The sequence below is a fragment of the Halomicrobium sp. HArcht3-1 genome, from assembly GCF_058933345.1.
Genome location: NZ_JBZYDM010000012.1, coordinates 66,217 through 86,019, shown reverse-complemented (window position 1 = coordinate 86,019; position 19,803 = coordinate 66,217). Strand labels below are relative to the sequence as shown.

The 19,803-nt window shown below is 58.3% G+C and carries 14 protein-coding genes; 8 read left to right on the top strand and 6 right to left on the bottom strand.

All coding sequences use genetic code 11. From position 1 onward, the window contains the following. The first annotated feature begins 196 nt into the window (after window positions 1-196). Window positions 197-520 carry a tRNA-binding protein gene (locus tag AC5FRW_RS17305; RefSeq protein WP_493569713.1) on the top strand — a complete coding sequence of 108 codons (324 nt, stop codon included), beginning with the start codon at window positions 197-199 and terminating at the stop codon, window positions 518-520. A 229-nt stretch (window positions 521-749) separates the two neighbouring features. Here the strand turns inward: AC5FRW_RS17305 and AC5FRW_RS17300 are convergent, their stop codons facing one another. Continuing rightward, on the bottom strand, window positions 750-1,313 hold the full coding sequence (locus tag AC5FRW_RS17300) for an OsmC family protein (RefSeq protein WP_493569712.1): 564 nt from the start codon (window positions 1,311-1,313) through the stop codon (window positions 750-752). Window positions 1,314-2,259: 946 nt separating this feature from the next. On the opposite strand from AC5FRW_RS17300, the gene AC5FRW_RS17295 reads away from it, so the two are divergent. The 3 genes from AC5FRW_RS17295 to AC5FRW_RS17285 all read left to right on the top strand — a co-directional run bounded on the left by AC5FRW_RS17295 (window position 2,260) and on the right by AC5FRW_RS17285 (window position 7,678). Continuing rightward, a complete protein-coding gene (locus AC5FRW_RS17295; protein ID WP_493569711.1) occupies window positions 2,260-3,630 on the top strand; it encodes an ATP-binding protein in 1,371 nt (456 codons plus the stop codon). A gap of 446 nt (window positions 3,631-4,076) precedes the next feature. Continuing rightward, window positions 4,077-6,827, top strand: a complete 2,751-nt coding sequence (locus AC5FRW_RS17290) for a type IV secretory system conjugative DNA transfer family protein (protein WP_493569710.1) — start codon at window positions 4,077-4,079, stop codon at window positions 6,825-6,827. Further along, entirely contained in the window at window positions 6,755-7,678 is a 924-nt protein-coding gene (locus AC5FRW_RS17285; protein ID WP_493569709.1) for a hypothetical protein, read from the top strand. Before AC5FRW_RS17290 ends, AC5FRW_RS17285 begins: the two co-directional genes overlap by 73 nt. 164 nt (window positions 7,679-7,842) lie before the next feature. On the opposite strand, the gene AC5FRW_RS17280 is transcribed toward AC5FRW_RS17285, so the two are convergent. After that, a complete protein-coding gene (locus AC5FRW_RS17280; RefSeq protein WP_493569714.1) occupies window positions 7,843-9,207 on the bottom strand; it encodes a PD-(D/E)XK nuclease family protein in 1,365 nt (454 codons plus the stop codon). A 529-nt stretch (window positions 9,208-9,736) separates the two neighbouring features. Between AC5FRW_RS17280 and AC5FRW_RS17275 the strand changes: the two genes are divergently transcribed. Further along, on the top strand, window positions 9,737-10,279 hold the full coding sequence (locus tag AC5FRW_RS17275) for a hypothetical protein (RefSeq protein WP_493569708.1): 543 nt from the start codon (window positions 9,737-9,739) through the stop codon (window positions 10,277-10,279). An 88-nt stretch (window positions 10,280-10,367) separates the two neighbouring features. Here AC5FRW_RS17275 and AC5FRW_RS17270 read toward each other — a convergent pair whose 3' ends face one another. Further along, entirely contained in the window at window positions 10,368-11,204 is an 837-nt protein-coding gene (locus AC5FRW_RS17270) for an RNA ligase family protein (protein ID WP_493569707.1), read from the bottom strand. Between the two features lie 723 nt (window positions 11,205-11,927). After that, entirely contained in the window at window positions 11,928-12,689 is a 762-nt protein-coding gene (gene aglF, locus AC5FRW_RS17265; protein ID WP_493569706.1) for a UTP--glucose-1-phosphate uridylyltransferase AglF, read from the bottom strand. Between the two features lie 133 nt (window positions 12,690-12,822). Between aglF and aglM the strand changes: the two genes are divergently transcribed. Both aglM and AC5FRW_RS17255 read left to right on the top strand, forming a co-directional pair. After that, window positions 12,823-14,127, top strand: coding sequence for a UDP-glucose 6-dehydrogenase AglM (gene aglM / locus AC5FRW_RS17260; protein WP_493569705.1), 1,305 nt, complete (start codon window positions 12,823-12,825; stop codon window positions 14,125-14,127). 296 nt (window positions 14,128-14,423) lie between these two features. Next, window positions 14,424-15,545, top strand: a complete 1,122-nt coding sequence (locus AC5FRW_RS17255) for a glycosyltransferase family 4 protein (RefSeq protein WP_493569704.1) — start codon at window positions 14,424-14,426, stop codon at window positions 15,543-15,545. Between the two features lie 5 nt (window positions 15,546-15,550). Here AC5FRW_RS17255 and AC5FRW_RS17250 read toward each other — a convergent pair whose 3' ends face one another. Next, window positions 15,551-16,387: a class I SAM-dependent methyltransferase gene (locus AC5FRW_RS17250; RefSeq protein ID WP_493569703.1), complete on the bottom strand. Its 837-nt coding sequence runs from the start codon at window positions 16,385-16,387 to the stop codon at window positions 15,551-15,553. Between the two features lie 18 nt (window positions 16,388-16,405). After that, entirely contained in the window at window positions 16,406-17,764 is a 1,359-nt protein-coding gene (locus AC5FRW_RS17245; protein WP_493569702.1) for a sulfatase, read from the bottom strand. A 120-nt stretch (window positions 17,765-17,884) separates the two neighbouring features. Between AC5FRW_RS17245 and AC5FRW_RS17240 the strand changes: the two genes are divergently transcribed. Continuing rightward, the gene (locus AC5FRW_RS17240) at window positions 17,885-19,774 is read left to right on the top strand and encodes an N-acetylneuraminate synthase family protein (RefSeq protein WP_493569701.1); all 1,890 of its coding nucleotides are present in this window, start codon (window positions 17,885-17,887) and stop codon (window positions 19,772-19,774) included. Window positions 19,775-19,803: the final 29 nt, after the last annotated feature.

Genomic DNA, 19,803 nt, shown 5'->3' with positions numbered 1-19,803 from the left:
GGATCCGCTGTCGGGCCGAGCGCTTGGTACCGCGAATTCAGAGAACTTGTGCTCACCGTCGCCGTTTACAACCTCGAACAAGCCATCAAGGAGTGATCGCTACGCCATCTGTGGATTCAACAAGGCACACCAATCCCTAATTCTAGAGATACAACCACCTCCTCAAGTTATGCAGATCACAGACATTGTCCTCTGCATGAGCGAGAATCCCTTCGATGTCGAGATCCGCGTTGCCGAAGTTAAGAAGGCAGAACCGTTCCCCGAAGCAGAGAAACCAGAGATGGTCAAGCTCTGGCTGGAATCGGACGAAGACTCCTTCCAATCAGCAGCCCAACTGGGCTATCACCACGCTCCTGATGACCTCGTTGGGAGGCAGGTCCTCTGTGCAACGAACCTCGGATCGGTCCGCATTGCGGGCTTCAAGTCCGAAGCACTGACAGTCGGTGTGCCCGGTGAGGATGGCAATCCCGTCCTTGTCACCCCCGAAAAGAACGTTCCTAACGGAGGTACACTCTACTAATCAGTGTAAGAGCATTCTCGATCCAGTCAGTGCGTCATCCAAATTTTTGACAGCCCTTCAGCGTGTAACGAGAGATTGCAGAGGGCGTGACGGAGACAGCTCAAGACGAATGTACAGGACGGTCTTCGTATACATCCACAATCACTTTCAGAGATGGTAATGCGGATGGAGGATCTCTCTCCTCAATCTCGATTCGAACAGAAAGAATGCCGTCGCCGCCAGAATGGCGTCATTCGGCGACCATGCGGGTTTCGAGCGGAACTTCGTTCTTGATCGAATCGACCAGTGGTGAGGTCGACTCGACACGTTCGCGGAGTTTCGTGAGTTCCTGTTCAGTTGCATCGGCCTTCACGTAGGCCGTGCAAGTGATCGATTCATAGCCGGGACGGACGTTCTCGGAGATCCCGAGGAACCCTCTAAGGTCGACGTCACCTTCCATCTCGAATCGGAGTTCTTCAAGCTCAATCCCCATGTGAACGGCATTTGCTGCATAGCCCACGCTCAAGCACGATCCAAGCGCCCCAAGCAGAAGTTCGACAGCGTTCGGCCCGGTCCGCTCTCCGAGGATCTGCTCGGGTTCATCGCCCTCCAGCGTGAATTCCCGAGTGTGGATTGTCTCGCCGGCTTGATCGAATTCGTCGATCGTCGTCACCGACTTGAGTGCGTTCTCCCACGCTGTTTCGGCCCGGAACGTGAAATTCCCAACACTGTGGTCGTCACTAATCGCTTCGACAGCGTCCTCAAGTCCCGAGACATCAACACCGTTGACTATCTGCTCTTCGGTAGTTGCCATTTCGAATCGCCATAAGCAGAGAGGACGTGAACAGCCATTAAGACATATTGCCATGTTGTGCTACTTGGTATACCTTCTCGCGAGAGATACAACCCCTCTATCGATACGAGTGAGGGAGGCGCATGCGCGGAAAAACTGCGGACACAGTGGTGTGGGTCCGTTGCAACACGTCCAGTAACATGAGCAAGCTGTAACGCATGCACGGGTGAACGCTGATTCATCCTGTGGTGTACTCCACCCACGAGAACACGAGCCCTTTAGTATTCGTCCACCCACTCTGCGAGCGAATAGGGACGGAACTAGGAGGCGAACACTCCCTCGAAGCCCTCCGGGAGCGACTGGACACTGACGCAGTCACGTTCGTCGATACGCTTAACGACGACATCGCCACAGTCGTCGAGGCTGCCGACGAACTCCACTTCGACTACCTCATTAGCGACGTTTCGGATTGTGGCGTCTCCTCAAGCGGGCATACCCACTTCGATCTGGTCCACGAGGATCCGACCATCCACTGGCGTACTCTTTGGTTTCCGTCGTTCCACAGTCAACGTCGACCTCAACGACGGGATGCAAGTCGCGATCAAGGGCGACCTCTCCTACTACGAAGATGGGGGTTCGATCTCCGTCATCGTCGAGGACGTCGTCGAGATTGGCGATGGGATCTACCAACATTGGAGACTGGTGTACAGAGAGTGAGTAGCTGCGGTTGGAAAAGTAGAAACACCATATTCGGAGAGCGCAAGATTCTCAGGCCAATCTGAACAGAAGGTCGTTTGCTGAGAATGGACACCCAATTCTATTCGTTCTCGTCAGACGACGGCCGTCCCGGCAACCTCCGAGAGCCGGAGGAGTGGGGGGAAAAGTACCGAACAGAAGTGTTCCCACTCCGTGGGTTGGCGCTGAGACATAGGCTTATTATGCAGAGGATCATATTATCTCGTGCATAATGATTGATCGGGATGCGGAACGGGAGTGGCTCACGACACGCCTCCGGAGTGACGAGCGAGAGGTACTGGTTCTGTATGGGCGGCGCAGAGTCGGGAAAACGACGCTCGTTACGTACGTCCTCGATGAACTTACAATCCCTTCAGTCTACTATCTCTGCGATCAGCGTGGGTCAACACCGAACGCACGAGCGTTTGGACAACGCTGTGCTGAAGAGTTGGACGACGTGACACCAGCCGTCGATGGCTTCGACGATGTCTTCGAGTATCTCACGAACCGTGTCGACGGGCCATGTGTCGTTGCGCTGGACGAGTTCTCGTATCTCGTCGAAGAGGACGAAAGCATCCCATCCATCTTCCAGACGATCGTCGACGAGACGCTCTCTGGAACGGAGATCTCGCTCGTCTTGCTTGGCTCTTCGATCTCGATGATGGAAGAGGGCGTGTTGAGTTACGACAGTCCGCTCTATGGACGACAAACCGGCCAATGGCAACTTGAGCCGATGACGCTTGGCGATGCAGCAGGCTTCTATCCGACATCCGATGCCGAAACGCTCGTCGAAAACTACAGTGTCGTCGGCGGTATCCCAGCATATCTCGAGCAGTTCGACAGCGACGCAGATCTGATGACCAACATCGAACGCCAGATCCTCTCGAAGGGGGCGTTCCTCTACGAAGAACCAGAGTTCTTACTCCGCCAGGAACTCAGAGAGCCGGCGACGTACATGGCGATCCTCGAAGCCATCGCGGGTGGTGCGAGTCGCGTCACCGAAATTGCCAACGAGATTGGACGGGACGCCAGTAGCATCTCGCGATACCTGAAGAACCTGGGCGAACTCGCCCTGGTAGAACGGGAAACACCGGTTACCGATCCTGATGGCCGCGGTGTGTATCGACTGACCGATCAGTATCTCCGATTCTGGTTTCGATACGTCATGCCGAATCGATCGACGCTCGAACAGGGCCATACAGAGCCTGTTCGTCGGTCTATCGTGGAGACGTTGTCTACTCACGTCAGTTGGACGTTCGAGGAGGTCTGCCGACAGGCTGTCCGGACACCGTCGTTCCCCATCGACTGTGCGCGAGTCGGCCGCTGGTGGTACGACGAGATGGAGATCGACATCGCTGGCGTCAACGAACAGACTGAGACACTCTTGCTTGGGGAGTGCAAGTGGACGACAGATGCAGTTGGAACAGGTTTGTTCGATGGCCTCGAAGCACTCGAACCAGAAGTTCGCTGGCGCGGACGTGAGCGCACCGTCGAATACGCACTGTTCTCGAAACAGGGATTCACCGAGGAACTCCGAGCCGTTGCAGACGACCGTGACGACCTCTCGTTGTTTGAGCCATCAGATCTGCTGGAACTCTTTTGACAGAGAGTCCTCACCCATTTCTTCGACTACTGGACAGAGAAACGACAACCACCGAAACAAATCACCCGGGTGGGATCGAAAGGGGCCGGTCGCTCGGTGGGTCCCGGACGACGAAAGCACCGAAGCGAACGCCAGTGAGCGAGGCGCGCGGCGAGTCCCGGACCTACAACCGATCGGGGGCTTTCCTGACAAATGCCAGAACCACTCATCCTCTACGATTGCCCACATAATCACCCAACCCTATTTTCCAACCTTAGTCAGAACGCTGCTACCGCCAACCTTGGAGGATTTCAGCCACTCTGTTCACACCACCGCTAGCCCTCTCTTTCCGATACCAAACACACCATTCACGTACTACTCATAGGCCGAAAAACCACCACACGGCGAAGCGATGGAGAAGCTTATACACCACCCATCGAGACTCACCACCACTCACCTACATCGAAATGTCAGAGACACCACAAGACTCCGATTCACTCCCCGTTTCACCGACAAACACAAAGCCATACCTCGCCGTCCAGATCGGACCGGACGGACTCGATCCCGCCCAGCTCGAAACCCAATTTCGCCGACTCCATCGAACGCTTGCGAGTACCGACGCGACACTGGAGGTGCTTCTCTGTAGCCACCACGATACCGTCGAATGCTATCTCGGGATCACGCCCACAGAACACTTCGAATCACTCCGAACGATCGCACGCACACTCTTTCCCGAAAGCTACGATCTGACACGGAAACAGTGTGAGCCACTGCAGAGTATTGCCCACTCGACAGACGATCCTGAGACAGCCACCACACGAGAACTCGCCGCCGTCGAGTACCGAGCAACACCCACACGCCAGAACGACTGGCAACTCGGGCTCACCAAATTCGACGAGTTCCAGAGTGAGGACACTCCACGTATTCCCCTTGGGACGCTCGTCACGACGATGGCCCAGACAGACGCCACAATTGCGTACCAGGCGCTCATTGAGGCCCAACCCGACTGGAGTGACACACGAAACGATCGTCGTCTCGCCCTCGAAACAGCTCATGATACGATCGGCGAGCAACTCCTCACCGTTCTCGTCGGGAGTCCTGACGATGATGATAAACACCGCAATATCGACCAAGAACGATACGACGCACTCGACACCAGAGACCCGCGCCACTGCGTTTCGATCACCGCCAGAGCGATCTGTGTAAGCGACCACGGCGAGGACCCCAACGCACTTGCACAGGAACTCACCAGTGTCTTCGCTCCGGTGAGTGGTCCCTTCTACGAGATCACAGGAACGGTCACAGACGACCCAGAGCGTCTCGCCAACGACGCCGTCGAACGTACCACCTACTCACCGTACCCATCACTCTCCTCGAAACTCCCACTCACGAGCAACACCACGAAGGCGATCCTCGCCGATCTGAGCGAACTCGCCTCGTTTTGCCTCGTTGATGGGGCTGCACTCCCCACGAGCGCAACGCGAGCACTCGAAGTCACCCCCGAGGAACGCACGGCAATTGCGCGTCCACCAACGTCGACACTCAGGAACTACCAGACAGAGGGCATGACGCTTGGCTACCCACTCACCGAAAACAATGTGGTCGACCCGACCCCGATCTCGCTCCCACCTAACCTACAGACACTCCATTTAGTCTGGTTCGGCCGGACTGGCGCAGGCAAGACAACCGGATCGACCAATGCAATTCTGCCCAATCACGCGGCCACAGACGGGGCCGACATCGTCTTTGCGCCGAAAGGCGATGGCTTCCCTCTCGACTATCTCAAAGCCCACTACGAGGCGTTCGGGACCATCGAGAACGTCCTGTATTTCGACTGTACCGACCTCCTGCCCGCGCTCTCGTTTTTCGATATCCGACCCGATCTCGAAGCGGGACTCTCACGAACGTCCGCTGTCCAGGATCGGGTCGATCACTATATCGAGATCCTCGCACAGGTCATGGGTCCAGAGCAGTTCTCACAGGCCGTCCGCTCACCCGATATCATTCGCTATCTCGCGAAAGCGTTGTTCGATCCCGTGAGTGGGTCGGACGCCTTTGGTCATCGCGACCTGCACACGGCAGTCCAGCGGATGCACGACCGCCAGAGTGCCCCACCCGTCTCTGATAGCGATCTCGAACGGATGCTTGCTGGTGTCGTTGCCAATCGTCCGAGAACCTTCGATGAGATCATGCAGGGGGTCGCAAACCGGATCGAGAAAATCCCGATCAATCCCCGCCTTGCGCGGGTGTTCAATCACGTCCCAGAGCAGATTGATGGTAACGGGTTCAGCAACCACGCCGATGAGGGCGATACCGATCACGATGACCCGTACTTCGATTTCGAGCAGTTCCTCGATGAGGACGTGGTGATCATCCTCGATACGGGTGGCCTTCGATCGAGTGCCCAGCGAGCGCTTGCCCTGGTGATGCTGTCGAACCTCTGGTCGGCGCTGAAGCGCCGAGCCAAGAAGAATGGCGAATTACACAGCCTCAACGAGGAGCCCGATCTCCCCCTTGTGAACGTCTACATCGAAGAGGCTGCCTCGCTTGCAGTGACGGATCTCATGTCCGACCTCCTAGCCGAGTCACGTGGCTTTGGCTGTTCGATGACGCTGTCGATGCAGTTCCCTGCCCAGTTGCGCGATCAAAGCGAACGCGCCTACAAGGAGGTCCTGAACAACGTCTCGACGGTCGTGACCGGGAACGTCGCCATCGATGACGATCTCACGAAGCGCCTGGCGACCGAAGCCATGCCGAAACGCGAGGTTGGGAATCGTCTTCGATTGCTCTCGCGGGGTGAGTGGTTCGTCTCCCTGCCCGCAGAATTTGGCTGGACCGAACCGCGACCATTCTTGCTCCAGTCGCTCGAACCAGCCCCAACCATCACCGATGAGCCGCAACTGGCTGCGTTCAGTGCGGAGTACGACGATCTCATCGAGCGCACGAAAACGAAGTACGGGCTGGAGTTGGTCGAACCATCGCCTGCTGAGACCGAAGACGAGGAGGACGACGATGTCGGGATGGAACGCGTCGACAGTGCCCTCCCACATACGAATCGGATGCCCCGAGTGTTGGGTACGTGCAGTCGATCCACGGGCTTCGCTGCAGGAAGTGCAACAGCCAGTATGATCCCGATATCGAGGGGATGCGCCGGGCAATCGAGTGCTGTGGGTCACTCGAAGAGACGGCCAGCGACGACATTCCGGTGTGTGAGTTGAACCTCAAACTCTCGAACGAGGAGCGAAAGGTCTCGGAGTATTCGGACGGTCAGTTGATGTTCCTCCAGGCAGTGTACAATGCCCAGCAACTTCGCTATGACTCCCTGGAGTACGATCTGCTCCACGATTCGATGATCCGGCTTCAGGAGTACGTCGATGTCGAGAGTGAGGCCATCGAAGACCTCGTCGACGACGGACTCCTGACACATGATACGGAGCGACCGCAGCGTCTTTACTCAGTGACCCCGGCGGGTCGCTCAGAGATCGGCGAGCAGTATCGCAAGGGCGTGGATTATGGCCACGGTGTAGGTGACTTAGAAGAAACGAGCCAGCACGTCCTCGCCGTCGAGGTCGCCAGACTGTATCTGGTCAAATACTACGTCGAAGATGAGGACTCGCCAGTGGTCACAGTTGTTCCCTACTACGAGATGGACGGGAATGACACTGCTGTCTCGGCTGCAAGTGCTATGGGCACGGATTCCGACGAGCTGCAAGAAGACGTAAATGAGTACAATCGAAGTCGCATCGACGTGGTCGGACTTGACGACGATGGGTCGGTCCGGGTGACCATCGAGGCCGAACGCATCAATCACGACCTCCGTCGGGCTGCCCCAGAGGACTTCGATAAGATGGCCGCCTGTGACCCTGACGAAGCGCTCTGGGTCACGATATCTCACTCGGAGGGCCACGAGATTCTCGGGGCACTCAATGATCCACTGGAAGGGGAGCCAAGAGTCGAGAAGACGTATGCAGAGAGCACGCCAGTGAGTCAATTCAAGATCGACGAACCGGGCTGTACGGGGTTCTATACGGTCGAGCAAATGCGGGATCTCGTGGACGACGCAGCGTAGTTTAGAAGAGGCGTCTGCGGGAGATGGGAGCCAGATTGGAAGGCTCTGGTGAACCCTTCAGTCAAGAGGTTTGAGAGGACTGTGCTGAGTACAGAGCGCGTTTCCAGTATACGTACCGAGACGGGCCGTTGTGACCGTATCTGGAGGGATTCAGCTAACAAAGACTACGCAGCGCGAATGTCGAGGACCGCTTCCAACGTCTCCATATATATCTCATCGATCTCGTCGACCAGAGCAGTATTCGAGACGATGTGCTCGTTGACAGCCGTTGCGAGCGCAGCAATATACCCCTCAAAGAGGCTATCGGCTGCGTTGAGATCGATTTCGTAGGTCGCCTCGAGAACGTTAGATTTCCGTCCGGGCCGCTCAGCGTTTTCGGGGAGAGCACTCCGGACCGCATCGTTCGAATTGAATCGTTCTGCAAATCGTGGATAGAACGCATCGTTCCCCGACGGGGCATTCCGGAGATAGAACGTCACTTCGTGGTCACCGAGCACCGTGTCCCGATCAGTAGTTGGGCGATGCAAGAATCCGACGCGTGCATTCGGGCTCTCGTTCCGATAGATCGGCTCGTTGGTACCCAAATCGGTCCACCAGTCGGTCGGGAAGAACCACGCCCAGTCGCCGTTCCCCTGTCGGCATAGCCAGTAGCGCTGTCTGTCATCGCCGTCGGGCAGGGAAAGCAACACGTCATCCTCCGGAACTGGGGGAAGCTCGTGGGCTGTCTCAACGACTTCGGCGCCATCGATGACGGCTGCAAGCTGTCGTCCCCAGGTGTCGATGAGGTCGGTCCACTCGTTCTCAAATGCCTGCTGTACTGTCGCGATATCGTCGTAATGGTCGACGTACAGTCCCGCCTTTGCGCTCTCGTTTTGCTCGTAGTCAGTCATGGTGAGTTCGGTCTCGATTGTATCGATAAAGTCGTCTAACTGTTCTGTGGTCCGCGCGGGATAGCTGCCATAGTCTGATGCCCGGACGGTTCGCAACTGCGTGGCGATCCACGACCATTCGATCGGGGTGAATTCGTCCGATTCTGGTTCTGTTCCGTCGGGCGTAATATAGAGATAGTGTCGGCGTTGCTCCGGAACATCTGTTGGATCGATATCGATACCGCCGAACGAGTCCACGTCCGAATACTTCCGTGTCTGGCCATCGCCTTCTGCCGAATCGACCTTCAGTTCACAGAAGATGAACCATTCCTCACCAGACCAGATGATGAGGTCGAGTCTACCGTCCGGGACCGGGACTTCCGTCGCGACCTGAATCTCGTCCAGGTCGAATCGTGAGAACTCGAAGTCGATGTCGTCACGCTCGGTCAGTCCCGCGAGGAATCTCTCAACGATAGCGTGCTCAATACCATGAGGTGCATCCGGGGAGAGGAAATAGGCGAGGTAGCGCTGCCAATCGCCCTCTTTTCGGCTTCGGCCAAGAAGCTGGAGGGTCGTCGGTGGTGGTTCTTTCGTCTCTGGGAGTCGGTTCAGTTGTCGATGGAGTGTCTGAAACCGAGCAGCGAGGTCGTCCTGTACCATGGTCATACCTCTGACTCTCAGCCAATCAAACTACTGCCACGTGCGCACAGTTCTCTCAGATAGCGCTCCGAAGACGTGCGATCTCTGGTATCATGCTTCGAAAACGGGGACCCGGAAGAGGGTGGGGGGAACGAGAGCGTGTGTCAGCGGTGCTCGGTCGGGTCCAGTAGATGGGCCACACCACCTAGTAATAAATTTTCTCGTTGTTTGATCTATTATCTAATCACTGACACCCGCTCTGTGTTCCTGAGAGAAATGACTCTATTAGGGCCTTCAATTAGTCCTCGATCTGGAAGTGCAGAGTCACGGTGACAGGGGGTGTCGAGAAAGACAGGAGGTAGCGTTACAACACCTCTCGCGGTAGTGTCGACCATGCCCTCCATCTGGTTCAGTAGACAGACCATCCATCTGACCGACAACAGTACGGAGACACGATAAAATCAAGAGTCCAACATCATACTCCGTCACAAGTGAGACCGCCAGTCGTCTCCTGAGCGTACTTGCCGTCCTTGCTGCCAGCATCGCCGTTGTGTTGCTCCTGCTTCCAAATCCACTTGCAGACGTATTCTTTGCCGTGATAATTTCCCTCAGCGTCATCTTCGCCATTGTCGGTGGGATTGGCGCGTGGACGAATCGGACACCCCTCGTCTGGGTAGGCGCACTCCTGTTGACGGGACTGTCACTGATCGGGATGATGTCCATCGGATTCCTTCTCGCACCCGCGGCTCTCTTTTTGCTCGGAGCAGCCGTTTTCTCACAACTGGCCGGACCGCGAACAGACGTGCGAGAAGCGATACTCGCCAACCCGCCTACTGCTCGGGAAGTCACACGGAAGAAGCTGATCGGCATCGGCTTTCTCATCAGTGGACTGGGACTGGTGTACATCGGAGCATTCACACAGGAGTTGTTCGGGTCGTGTGCGCGTGAAACGCTGGCTTGCGCTCTCGAAACGACAAACTGGAGCGCCGTCGGACTCACTCTTCTCGGCTTGTTCGCGGTCAGTTTCGGCGGCTGGCTCCTCTGGAGGCAGGCCTATCTGACACGAGTCCTTGCATCAACACAGACTCAGTAGCGGATATTCGCAGACACTCCAGCCGTTCCAGAACTGATGAGAATCTTTGAGCAGACTGTTGAAGCATTCGTCTCGTGAGGGACGAACACTACTCGTCCAGATAGGCCCGTGTCAGACCAGCCACTTCGGAGCGAAATGCGCTCATATCGATTGGGTCGCTCCCGTGAAAGAGTCGCTTGTGTTCTTCGCGAACGATGTCTTCGAGGACGCGGTCGTACAGTCGCTCGAACGTAACTGGCTGGTCGCGATCGTCGAGTTTCGCTGCGAGTTTCTCGAAGCGACGCTTCGTCGCATACCGCTTTGCTAGTTCGTCTGCGTCGGCCTCGACCGGGACGGTATCGTCGACTTCCTGAAACTCTGGATGAAGGAGTTTCGCGCGCTGGCCGCGCTTGTTCGTGATGATGACTCCCTCTGCTGGTCCATTATAGAACTGTGAATTGGGAATCTCGTACGAAGTCGGATCGAAGTATTTCGCCGGCCATTCACGCTCGATGACTGGAACCATCTGAAAGCCGAGTCGGTCGAATATCTGTTCGACTCGATCGGGTGGGAGGAATCTCCCAGTCTCGTCAGACCACACGTCGAAGCCCAGAAACGAGGGTGTTCGCTCCCAGTCGTACTCGATGGTGTGGTGGTGCATCGCCTCGCCGAAGAAAGTAATCGTTTCGACATCGTCGACGGCGTGTCTGAGTGCCTCTCGGTCAAGATTGGTCTGGACGTGACGGACAGCGTGTTGGTGCGGGTCTGGTATGTCGTCGGGATCGTCGTAGACGCGGCTTCGATCGCCGAAGCGAAGGAGGCCAGAGGACTGTAGTTGGAATCGGAAATTCGCTCCGTCGACTTTTTCGAGGAGCCAGAGGTGCCCCTCTCGAAGGAGGTCATCTGGTGCAGCTTCGCTGCGCGGGATCGACGGGAATTGTTTCATCGGCGGTGGGACCTGTCGGTGGCGTTGGGTGGCCAGGCAATGACTCTAGGGTGACCGAGCAAAAGCCTGTCACACCCCTCTTTGACCCCTGGGTACATCCGAAACTACGCGGTGACAGCAGTAATTCCCAACCTTGGAAAATCGCCCCGGAAGTGGTGCTGTGTTGTGAGGACAATGGCGACTAGGAAGGGGTGAACCGGGGGCTTCGTGCAAAGCGTTGATCATCGGTGATCGTAGACGAGGGGGGCGCTGGCGTCTACGAAAGCCCGATTTCGGTTCGTCGAGGGACGGCGATAACAGACAAGGTTCTGATAATGGGTGTCGAAAAGGGCGTCCAAGTTTAGTCACGTCTGGTGGTTTTGCCTAACCCTGGAAGTAGTCTGGGATGTGAGACGTATGAATCTGCTCGAAACGACCACCCGCTTAGATGCCCGAATTCGACCATCTCAGAGCGTCCGACTGCGCCACGCGCAGCGATGCCTCGCAAAACCGGGTTTCTAGGAACGAATGTGATGCTTCTTTCTCTTACTACCGGCCAGAATCTCCAAGGTTGGGTTTGGCCCGGTTTGACTGTCGCACTTATAAACGAAGACCGCCCAGTCGATCTCATAGGAAAGGTGTCTTCGCCAGTCGACTAGAGGCATTTCTTGTCGGTACAGTCAGCAATATACAGATCCGTGAGGGGAAGCCTCGGCCGACGACCGGTTCGAAAACTAAAGTCCCTTATTCGCCCTCGGCAGCACTGAGTGCGTCAGCAGCCAGTTCGGGGTCGACTTCTCCCTGGAGGCGCTTCTCGGCCTCGTCGCGGTCCTCAGGGTATCCGATGTCGTTGCGCCAGCCGTCCATCCGGATCGCATCGATCGTCCGTCCAGAGTGCAACAGTAGGTCCACCGCATCACTGATCTCATATTCGTCACGATTCGAGGGCTGGACGAGGTGACACGCATGAAATATCGCCGGCGTGAACGTGTAGAAGCCGGTCATCACCAGATTCGACGGCGGGTCCTCGGGCTTCTCGACGACCTCGACAATTTCACCGTACTTGTTCGTATCACAAACGCCGTAGCGACTCGCTTCTTCCCACGGCACTTCCTCGACGAGGAAGGCGGCGTCGGCGCGTTCTTCATGCTGACGGTTCACCACATCCTGAAGATTCGCCTCGAAGATGTTGTCGCCCAGCATCAACATGAAGTCGTCGTCGATGTGCTCCTCGACAGTCAACAGTGCGTGGGCGAGCCCCTTCTGCTCGCGCTGGTGGGCATAGGTGATCGGAACACCGTCGAACTCGTCTTCGAAGTGATTGATGATCACTTGCTTCTTGTACCCGACGACGACGAGCAGTTCGTCAGCGCCGAGGTCGATCAGCTGTTCGAAACAGTGCGTCAGAATCGGTTTGCCGGCGACCTCGACCATGCCTTTGGGCTTGTCTTCAGTCAGGGGACGGAGTCGTGTTCCCTCGCCGGCCGCGAGGACGACAGCTTTCATAGCACTGTGTCATTGTGGGTCTGATAAAACTCTTGTCGAAGCGGGCAGTCGTTCGATCGGGAGCAACGGAAAAACGCGAATCGTTTCGGTGATCGATCCATTCATATCTGACACCGTCGAATCACCTGTCAAGATGCGTCTCTCTGTCATCGGGAGCGGCTACGTCGGCACGACTATCGCAGCGTGTTTCGCGGATCTGGGTCACGAGGTCGTCAACATCGACATCGACGAGGATATCGTCGAGACAATCAACAGCGGGACCGCACCCATCCACGAAGATAGACTGCCCGAACTCGTCGAGAAACACGCCGGAGAGAACGGGACGGGACGACTACAGGCGACGACTGAATACGATGCTCTCCACGATACTGAGGCGACGTTCCTCTGTCTCCCGACCCCACAGAACGACGACGGCAGTATCGACCTCTCAATCATGGAAACCGGCGCGGCCCAGCTCGGCGAGACACTCCGGGAGACGGACGACTGGCACACGGTCGTCGTCAAGAGCACCGTCGTCCCCGGGACCACCGAAGAGACAATCACGCCGATTATAGAAGAGAAGAGTGGGAAGACAGCAGGCGAGGGCTTCGGCGTCGGCATGAATCCCGAGTTCCTCCGGGAAGGGACTGCCGTTCACGACTTTCTGGACCCAGACAAGGTCGTCCTCGGTGCAGACGACGACCGCGCACTGGCGGATATGCACACGGTCTTCGATCCCCTCGTCTCCGCGACCGACGTGCCAGTCGTCGAGACGGACACGCGCACGGCAGAGATGATCAAGTACGCCAACAACGGCTTTCTCGCCGCCAAGGTCTCGCTGATCAACGACATCGGGAACATCTGTAAAGAGCACGGGATCGACGCCTACGAAGTCGCCGACGCCATCGGACTGGACGACCGAATCAGCGAACAGTTCCTCCGGAGTGGGCTTGGGTGGGGCGGCAGTTGCTTCCCGAAAGACACGGCTGCGATCAGAGCCGCGGCACGGGCACAGGGCTACGAGCCGTTGATGCTCGACGGCGCGACCGAAGTCAACGACCGCCAGCCCGGTCGCCTGCTCTCGCTGATGGATTCCCACGTCGACGTTGCGGACGAACCCGTCGCCGTCCTCGGTCTCGCGTTCAAGCCCGGCACCGACGATATCCGAAACTCGCGGGCGATCCCCGTCATCGAAGGGCTACAGGAACGAGACGCCGATGTCGTCGCGTACGACCCAGTCGCGACAGACAACATGCGCGAACGGTTCCCCGAGATCAGCTATGCATCGAGTGCGGCCGAGGCGCTCGATGGTGCGACTGCCGCACTCGTCGTGACCGACTGGCCGGAGATCACCGGGCTCGACGAGGCGTTCGACGCGATGGCGACACCTGTCGTGATAGACGGTCGGCGGGCGATCGACCGACGGGACGGGATCGTCTACGAGGGACTTACCTGGTAGAGACGAGCGGGTAGCGTGTGGCCCCGCACGTGATGTTTGGCGATCTAGAATCGTTCAAGCCGAGTCGCCCGACCTGCTGGACTGTCTCGGCAGCGTTGGCGTCGGCCTCGGTCGCAATGGCACTGTCCGGGACCTGTGATAGATCGACGACTAAGCGGCCTATACTGGCTGTCAGGGTGTCTCTGGGGTAATCGTTAGGGCAGGCTGTCACAAGAGAAACGACGGCTTGTGCCGACCGTCGCGGACCGCGACAACCGACGACGTTTTTGTCGTCCCCGAAAGAGATACCCGACTGAATGCGTATCCTCCGGGTCGCACAGAAGACGTATCCGGACGTGACTGGCGGAGGCGCGTACCACGTCCACGCGATGAGTCGAGACCAGGCTGCTCACGGCCACGACGTGACTGTGGTGACCGTCGACGAGCGTGGCGACAGGCCCCGGAGAGAGGCGTACCAAGGGTATACCATCGTCAGGTGTCAGCCGACGCTCGATATCCTCGGGAACACGATCTCGATCGGTGTCACTCGACGACTCCGTGCGCTGGGCGAGTTCGACGTGGTCCATGCGCACTCTCATCTGTACTTTTCGACGAATGTGGCAGCGCTGGCGCGACAGTTCGGAGGGTCACCGCTGGCGATCACGAACCACGGACTCTACTCACAGTCAGCACCCAAACGAGTGTTCGAGTGGTACCTGCGAACGATTGGTCGGTGGACGTTCGATGCCGCGGATCTGGTGTTCTGTTACACGTCGACGGACGAGCGTCGGTTACGCGATCTTGGTGTGTCGACAGCGGTCGGGGTCGTCAAGAACGGTATCGACACGAGTCGATTCTCACCAGACGGTGATCGAAGCACATGTCTCGACCCAGCGCGACAGAACGTCCTGTTCGTCGGGCGACTGGTCGATGGGAAACGACCACTTGACGCGGTCGCCGCAATGGAGCGTGTCGTCGAAGCACACCCCGACGCTCATTTGACTATCGCAGGTGACGGCCCACTGGAGCCACAGGTGCGCGCTACGATCGAAGCTCGCGACCTCGACGACGCCGTGACACTACTGGGCCGGGTCCCCTACGACGAGATGCCAGCACTGTACCGTGGTGCGGATCTGCTGGTGTTACCAAGCGAGGCAGAGGGTCTCCCACGAACCGTACTGGAGTCTCTGGCGACTGGCACGCCGGTCGTCACGAGTGACCTCGACCAACTCGGGGAGATCACCGACAGGGCCGGGAGGTCGGTCCCAGTCGGTGACTGTGACGCGCTCGCACAGGCGGTCAGCGAACTACTGGCGAACGACACGACGCGCCAGTCGCTGGGTCGAGCGGGTCGCAACCTCGTCGACGAACGGTACACATGGGCGACGACAGTCGAGCAGACGACAGAGCACCTCGAACGACTCTGTAGACGCGACTGAGGGCGTCATGCGACCGGGGAACGATACAGATCTGTCGTGTGGACTGTCGCATCCATCCCCTCGCGGCCGGCGACGACTCGCTGGAACGCCTTGTTCCGATGAGCGTAGCCTGCGACGAGGACACCCCCCGGCGCTAGCGCTTCGATCGACTCTGAGAGCGCAGCCTCCATCTCAGCCGGATCCATGCTGGCGTGGTAGACGATCAGATCGAACGGGCCACAAGCGTCGACGACTGGTCCGAGGCGATGAGTCACGTCGCCGATATGGAGGTCGAGACAGAAGCGTTGACGCAACTCGTCGGGGACGACCCACGCCACTTCCTTCTCGTCGGGAATCAATGCACCAGTGTCAAGACCGCGCTTGCCCCGACGCTCGCGCACGTCACGTTCGAACAACGGCCTATCGATGGCCGTGACGCGGGCCGGGTCGTCGATGGCTGCCAGCCCGGAATAGAGGTAGGCCGTCGAGAAGCCGTTGGCAACGCCGATTTCGAGGATCGACGACGCTCGAAGCAGTCTGACGAGGGCGTAGAGTGTCCGCCCGTTGAACGCCCAGCCGCCGGTGCTGTACGGTCTGTCGGCGAACGTGTCGCGGGCCGCCTGTATCTGTGTAGCGGTCTCGGTGTCCTCGAACTCACAGAGCAGTTCGTCGATGGAGTCCGGTTCTGCGTCGAACAGTTTCTTCAGTGCCTCACGGCGACGATCAGCGCTGGGATCGGGTGCCGTCGGTTCGGGTTCGAATGCGATAGCGCGAACTGTCCGGACTGCTTTCCGGGGGTCGGCCAGCGCTCGGCGGAGATCGGACGGATTGGCAAAGCGGAGTAGCTGTGAGAGACGAGACATCGTAGATCAGTCAGCCACTCAGAGGTAGCCCATCCGCTGGAGGTTTCGACGCACGGACGCTTCTATTTCACTCTCGCCTTTCGAGGGGACCTTCTCGAGACTGTCGAAGTGCGCCTGCAGGAGCGCCATTAGCTCGTCGTCGTCACCGGCAGGGCCGGCTCGCTCGTCGTTCTCGGGATACCAGACGAGTTTCTCGTCGGGGGCGCGCCAAACACAGAACTGTTCGTCGGGTGGGTACTGGTCGCGGCTGTACCGGTCGGCCCGTTCCCTGGACTTGTAATGAACGAAGGCATTCTCACGTGGTTCCTCGGCGAGAAGACTGATGCTGTTGGTCTCCGGATAGTCGACATCACAAATATCGAGGATCGTCGGGTAGATGTCGTTGAGTTGGACGGGTCCATCCCGAACGCCGGTGTCGAGGTGATCGGTCGGATCGCGGACGAGCAGCGGAACGCGTATCAGTGGGTCGGCCAGCGAGTACTGGTGGCCGAGGATATCGTCCTCGCCGAAGAGGTCACCGTGGTCGCCGAAGACGACGACGATGGTGTTCTCCAGTTTCCCGGCCGCGTCGAGTCGATCGAGTAATTGGCCGACGAGCTGGTCGGCAGCGTAGACGCAGGCTCGATACAGTTCGCGCATAAGTTCGAGTTGGTCAGCCGGTGGTGAGAGATCACCAGCCCAGATCGCGTCGCGCTCGTTGTACAGCTTGCGCTGCCAGTAGATCCGGTTCCACAGCAACGAGAGGTGACCGGCGTCGCTGAACTGCCGGATCGTCGACAACGCTGTCCGGTAGGGCCAGTGAACGTCGGTCAAGTGGACGAACGAGCAGAACGGCTCTTCGACAGTGTCGTGCCAGTCAGCGGCGCGGTCGATCGTCGTAGTGTCGTTCTGATTGCCACGGTAGACGACGTTTCCGTGGTTGTACACCGCGCGGACGATGTCACGCAGTGTCGGTGAGATCGTCCCCAGCACGTCCTTGATGCGTTCTTTGTCGAGCCGACTGGTCGCCTCGCGTTCGTCCCGGACGTTGCGCGACTCGAAGCCCCGGAGGATGTCCCCCTGATCGAACCAGCCAGCAGTGTAGAACGCCTGCGTCGCGTACCCCTCCTCACGTAGTAATTCCGCGAACGTCGGGTGGTCACCGAGTAACACACCGCTCTCCAGCAGGCGGTGCTCCATTGGATACAGTCCGGTGAACACCGACGTGTGGACCGGGAGCGTCCAGATCGACGGACTGATCGCCTGTGTATAGACGGTCCCATCCTCGGCGAATTTACTCAGTGCTGGCGTCAGTCCGCTCTCGGGACCGTGCAACGGCATCGCATCGGCACGGACGCTATCGATAGAGAGACAGAGAACGTTCGGACGCGTGGCCATCGTCTACCCGTGAAGCGGGCACACTCATGATGTTTACGGTGGGCCAGACGAGCCATCGTCGAGGGATGTTCGCGGATCGAGGGCAAACATATAAGCGCGAGTTGCATCTGTCTTTTCGACATGGATCTGGCTGTGGGCGAGCGGACGATCGGCAAGGATTGCCCCACCTACATCATCGCGGAAGCCGGCATCAATCACAATGGGAGCCTCCAGACGGCAAAAGAGATGGTCGAGATCGCCGTCGATTCCGGCGCAGACGCCATCAAATTCCAGAAGCGAGAGTTGGCTGAAACGTACGTTGAAGACGTGCTCGACGATCCATCGGTCGCCGAACTGGGTGTCGAGTACACGCTCTCGAATCTGAAGGAGGTCACGCTGACCGACGGCGAGTTCCGGGAACTTAGCGACTACTGTAAAGACCAGGGGATCGATTTCCTCTGTTCTCCGTGGGACACTGACAGCGTCGACTTTCTCGAAACGATGACGGTCCCGCTGTACAAAGTCGGCTCGCCGGACCTGACCAACTTCGTCCTCCTCGAACGACTGATCAACACGGGCAAGCCCCTCCTGCTGTCGACCGGGATGGCAGAGGAAAAAGAGATCGACCGGACGGTCGAGTTCCTCGAATCTCACGGCGTCGATTTCGGGCTGTTACACTGCCGGAGCACGTACCCTGCACCGTTCCATAACCTGAATCTGAGCTACATCGACACCTTGCGAGAGCGATACGACGTGCCAGTGGGGTATTCGGGCCACGAGCGTGGCATCGCGGTCTCTGAGGCGACGAGTGTCCTCGGTTGTAGTGTCGTCGAGCGCCACTTCACGCTCGACCGGACGATGGACGGTCCCGACCACGCAGCGAGCCTCGAACCGACGGGGCTGCGAAAGCTGGTCCGCGATATCCGCCACATCGAAGAAAGCATGGGAACGCCACAACGGTACATGACCCGGGGCGAGTACAACAATCGAGTCGCACTCGGGAAGAGTCTCGTCGCCGCGCGAGACATCGCTGCCGGCCACGAACTGACTCGGGAAGACCTGACGGCCAAGAGCCCGGCAAAGGGGATCAATCCACAGCATCTCTACGACGTGGTCGGGAAGACCGCCGAACGGGACCTCGAACGCGACACCATCCTGCAGTGGGAGGACGTGGACGACTCGATCTTGCCGGAGTACGACACCACACTCGACAACTGGGGCGTCGTCGTTCGGTTCTCCGATATCGGCGATCACGACTGGGGCGATCCCGATGTCTACGAGTTCCGGGTCAACGGGGCAGATCTGGACACAGATATGGAATCCGTTCTCTCGGGCCGACAGTTCCAGAAGCGACTTGGCATCCACGCGCCGGAACAGAAGGGTCACTCGCTGGTCGATCTCAGCGCGCGGAACGACGACCGACGGCGGGAAGGCGTCGAGATCATGCAGCGAGTGATCGATCTGACCCGGGAGACGATCGCACCCCACTTCACCCACGACGAGCGGCCAAAGATCATCATCCATCCGGGTGGAGTCACACGGGACCACATGACACTCGACGCCGTTCCCGAAATGAACGCGGCGCTCGAACGAAGCATGAACGAACTGGACGACGACGGTGTCCAGTTGTTACTGGAGAATATGCCGCCGCTGCCGTGGATCTACGGCGGCCAGCAGTATCACAACAACTTCATGCGGGCCGACGAGATCGCTGCGTACTGCGAGCGCACCGGCCAGCGGATCTGTTACGACACCTCTCACGCAAAGCTCTGGTGTACCTACAGCGATACCGACTTTCGCGAGCACGCCGAGACGCTCGCACCGTACACGGAGTATCTCCACGTCGCGGACGCGGCCGGTGTCGACGGCGAGGGACTCCAGATCGGCGAGGGCGACCTCGAACTCGAGGTGGTCGGAGACGTGTTTGGCGACTTCGACGGCCCGATCATCACGGAGATCTGGCGCGGCCACGAGCGCAAAGGCGAGGGATTCAAACAGGCTGCCGAAGCGCTCAAGCCGATCTTTGAGTAGCGCGCGAGGGCCGGACCGGTACGGTTAAT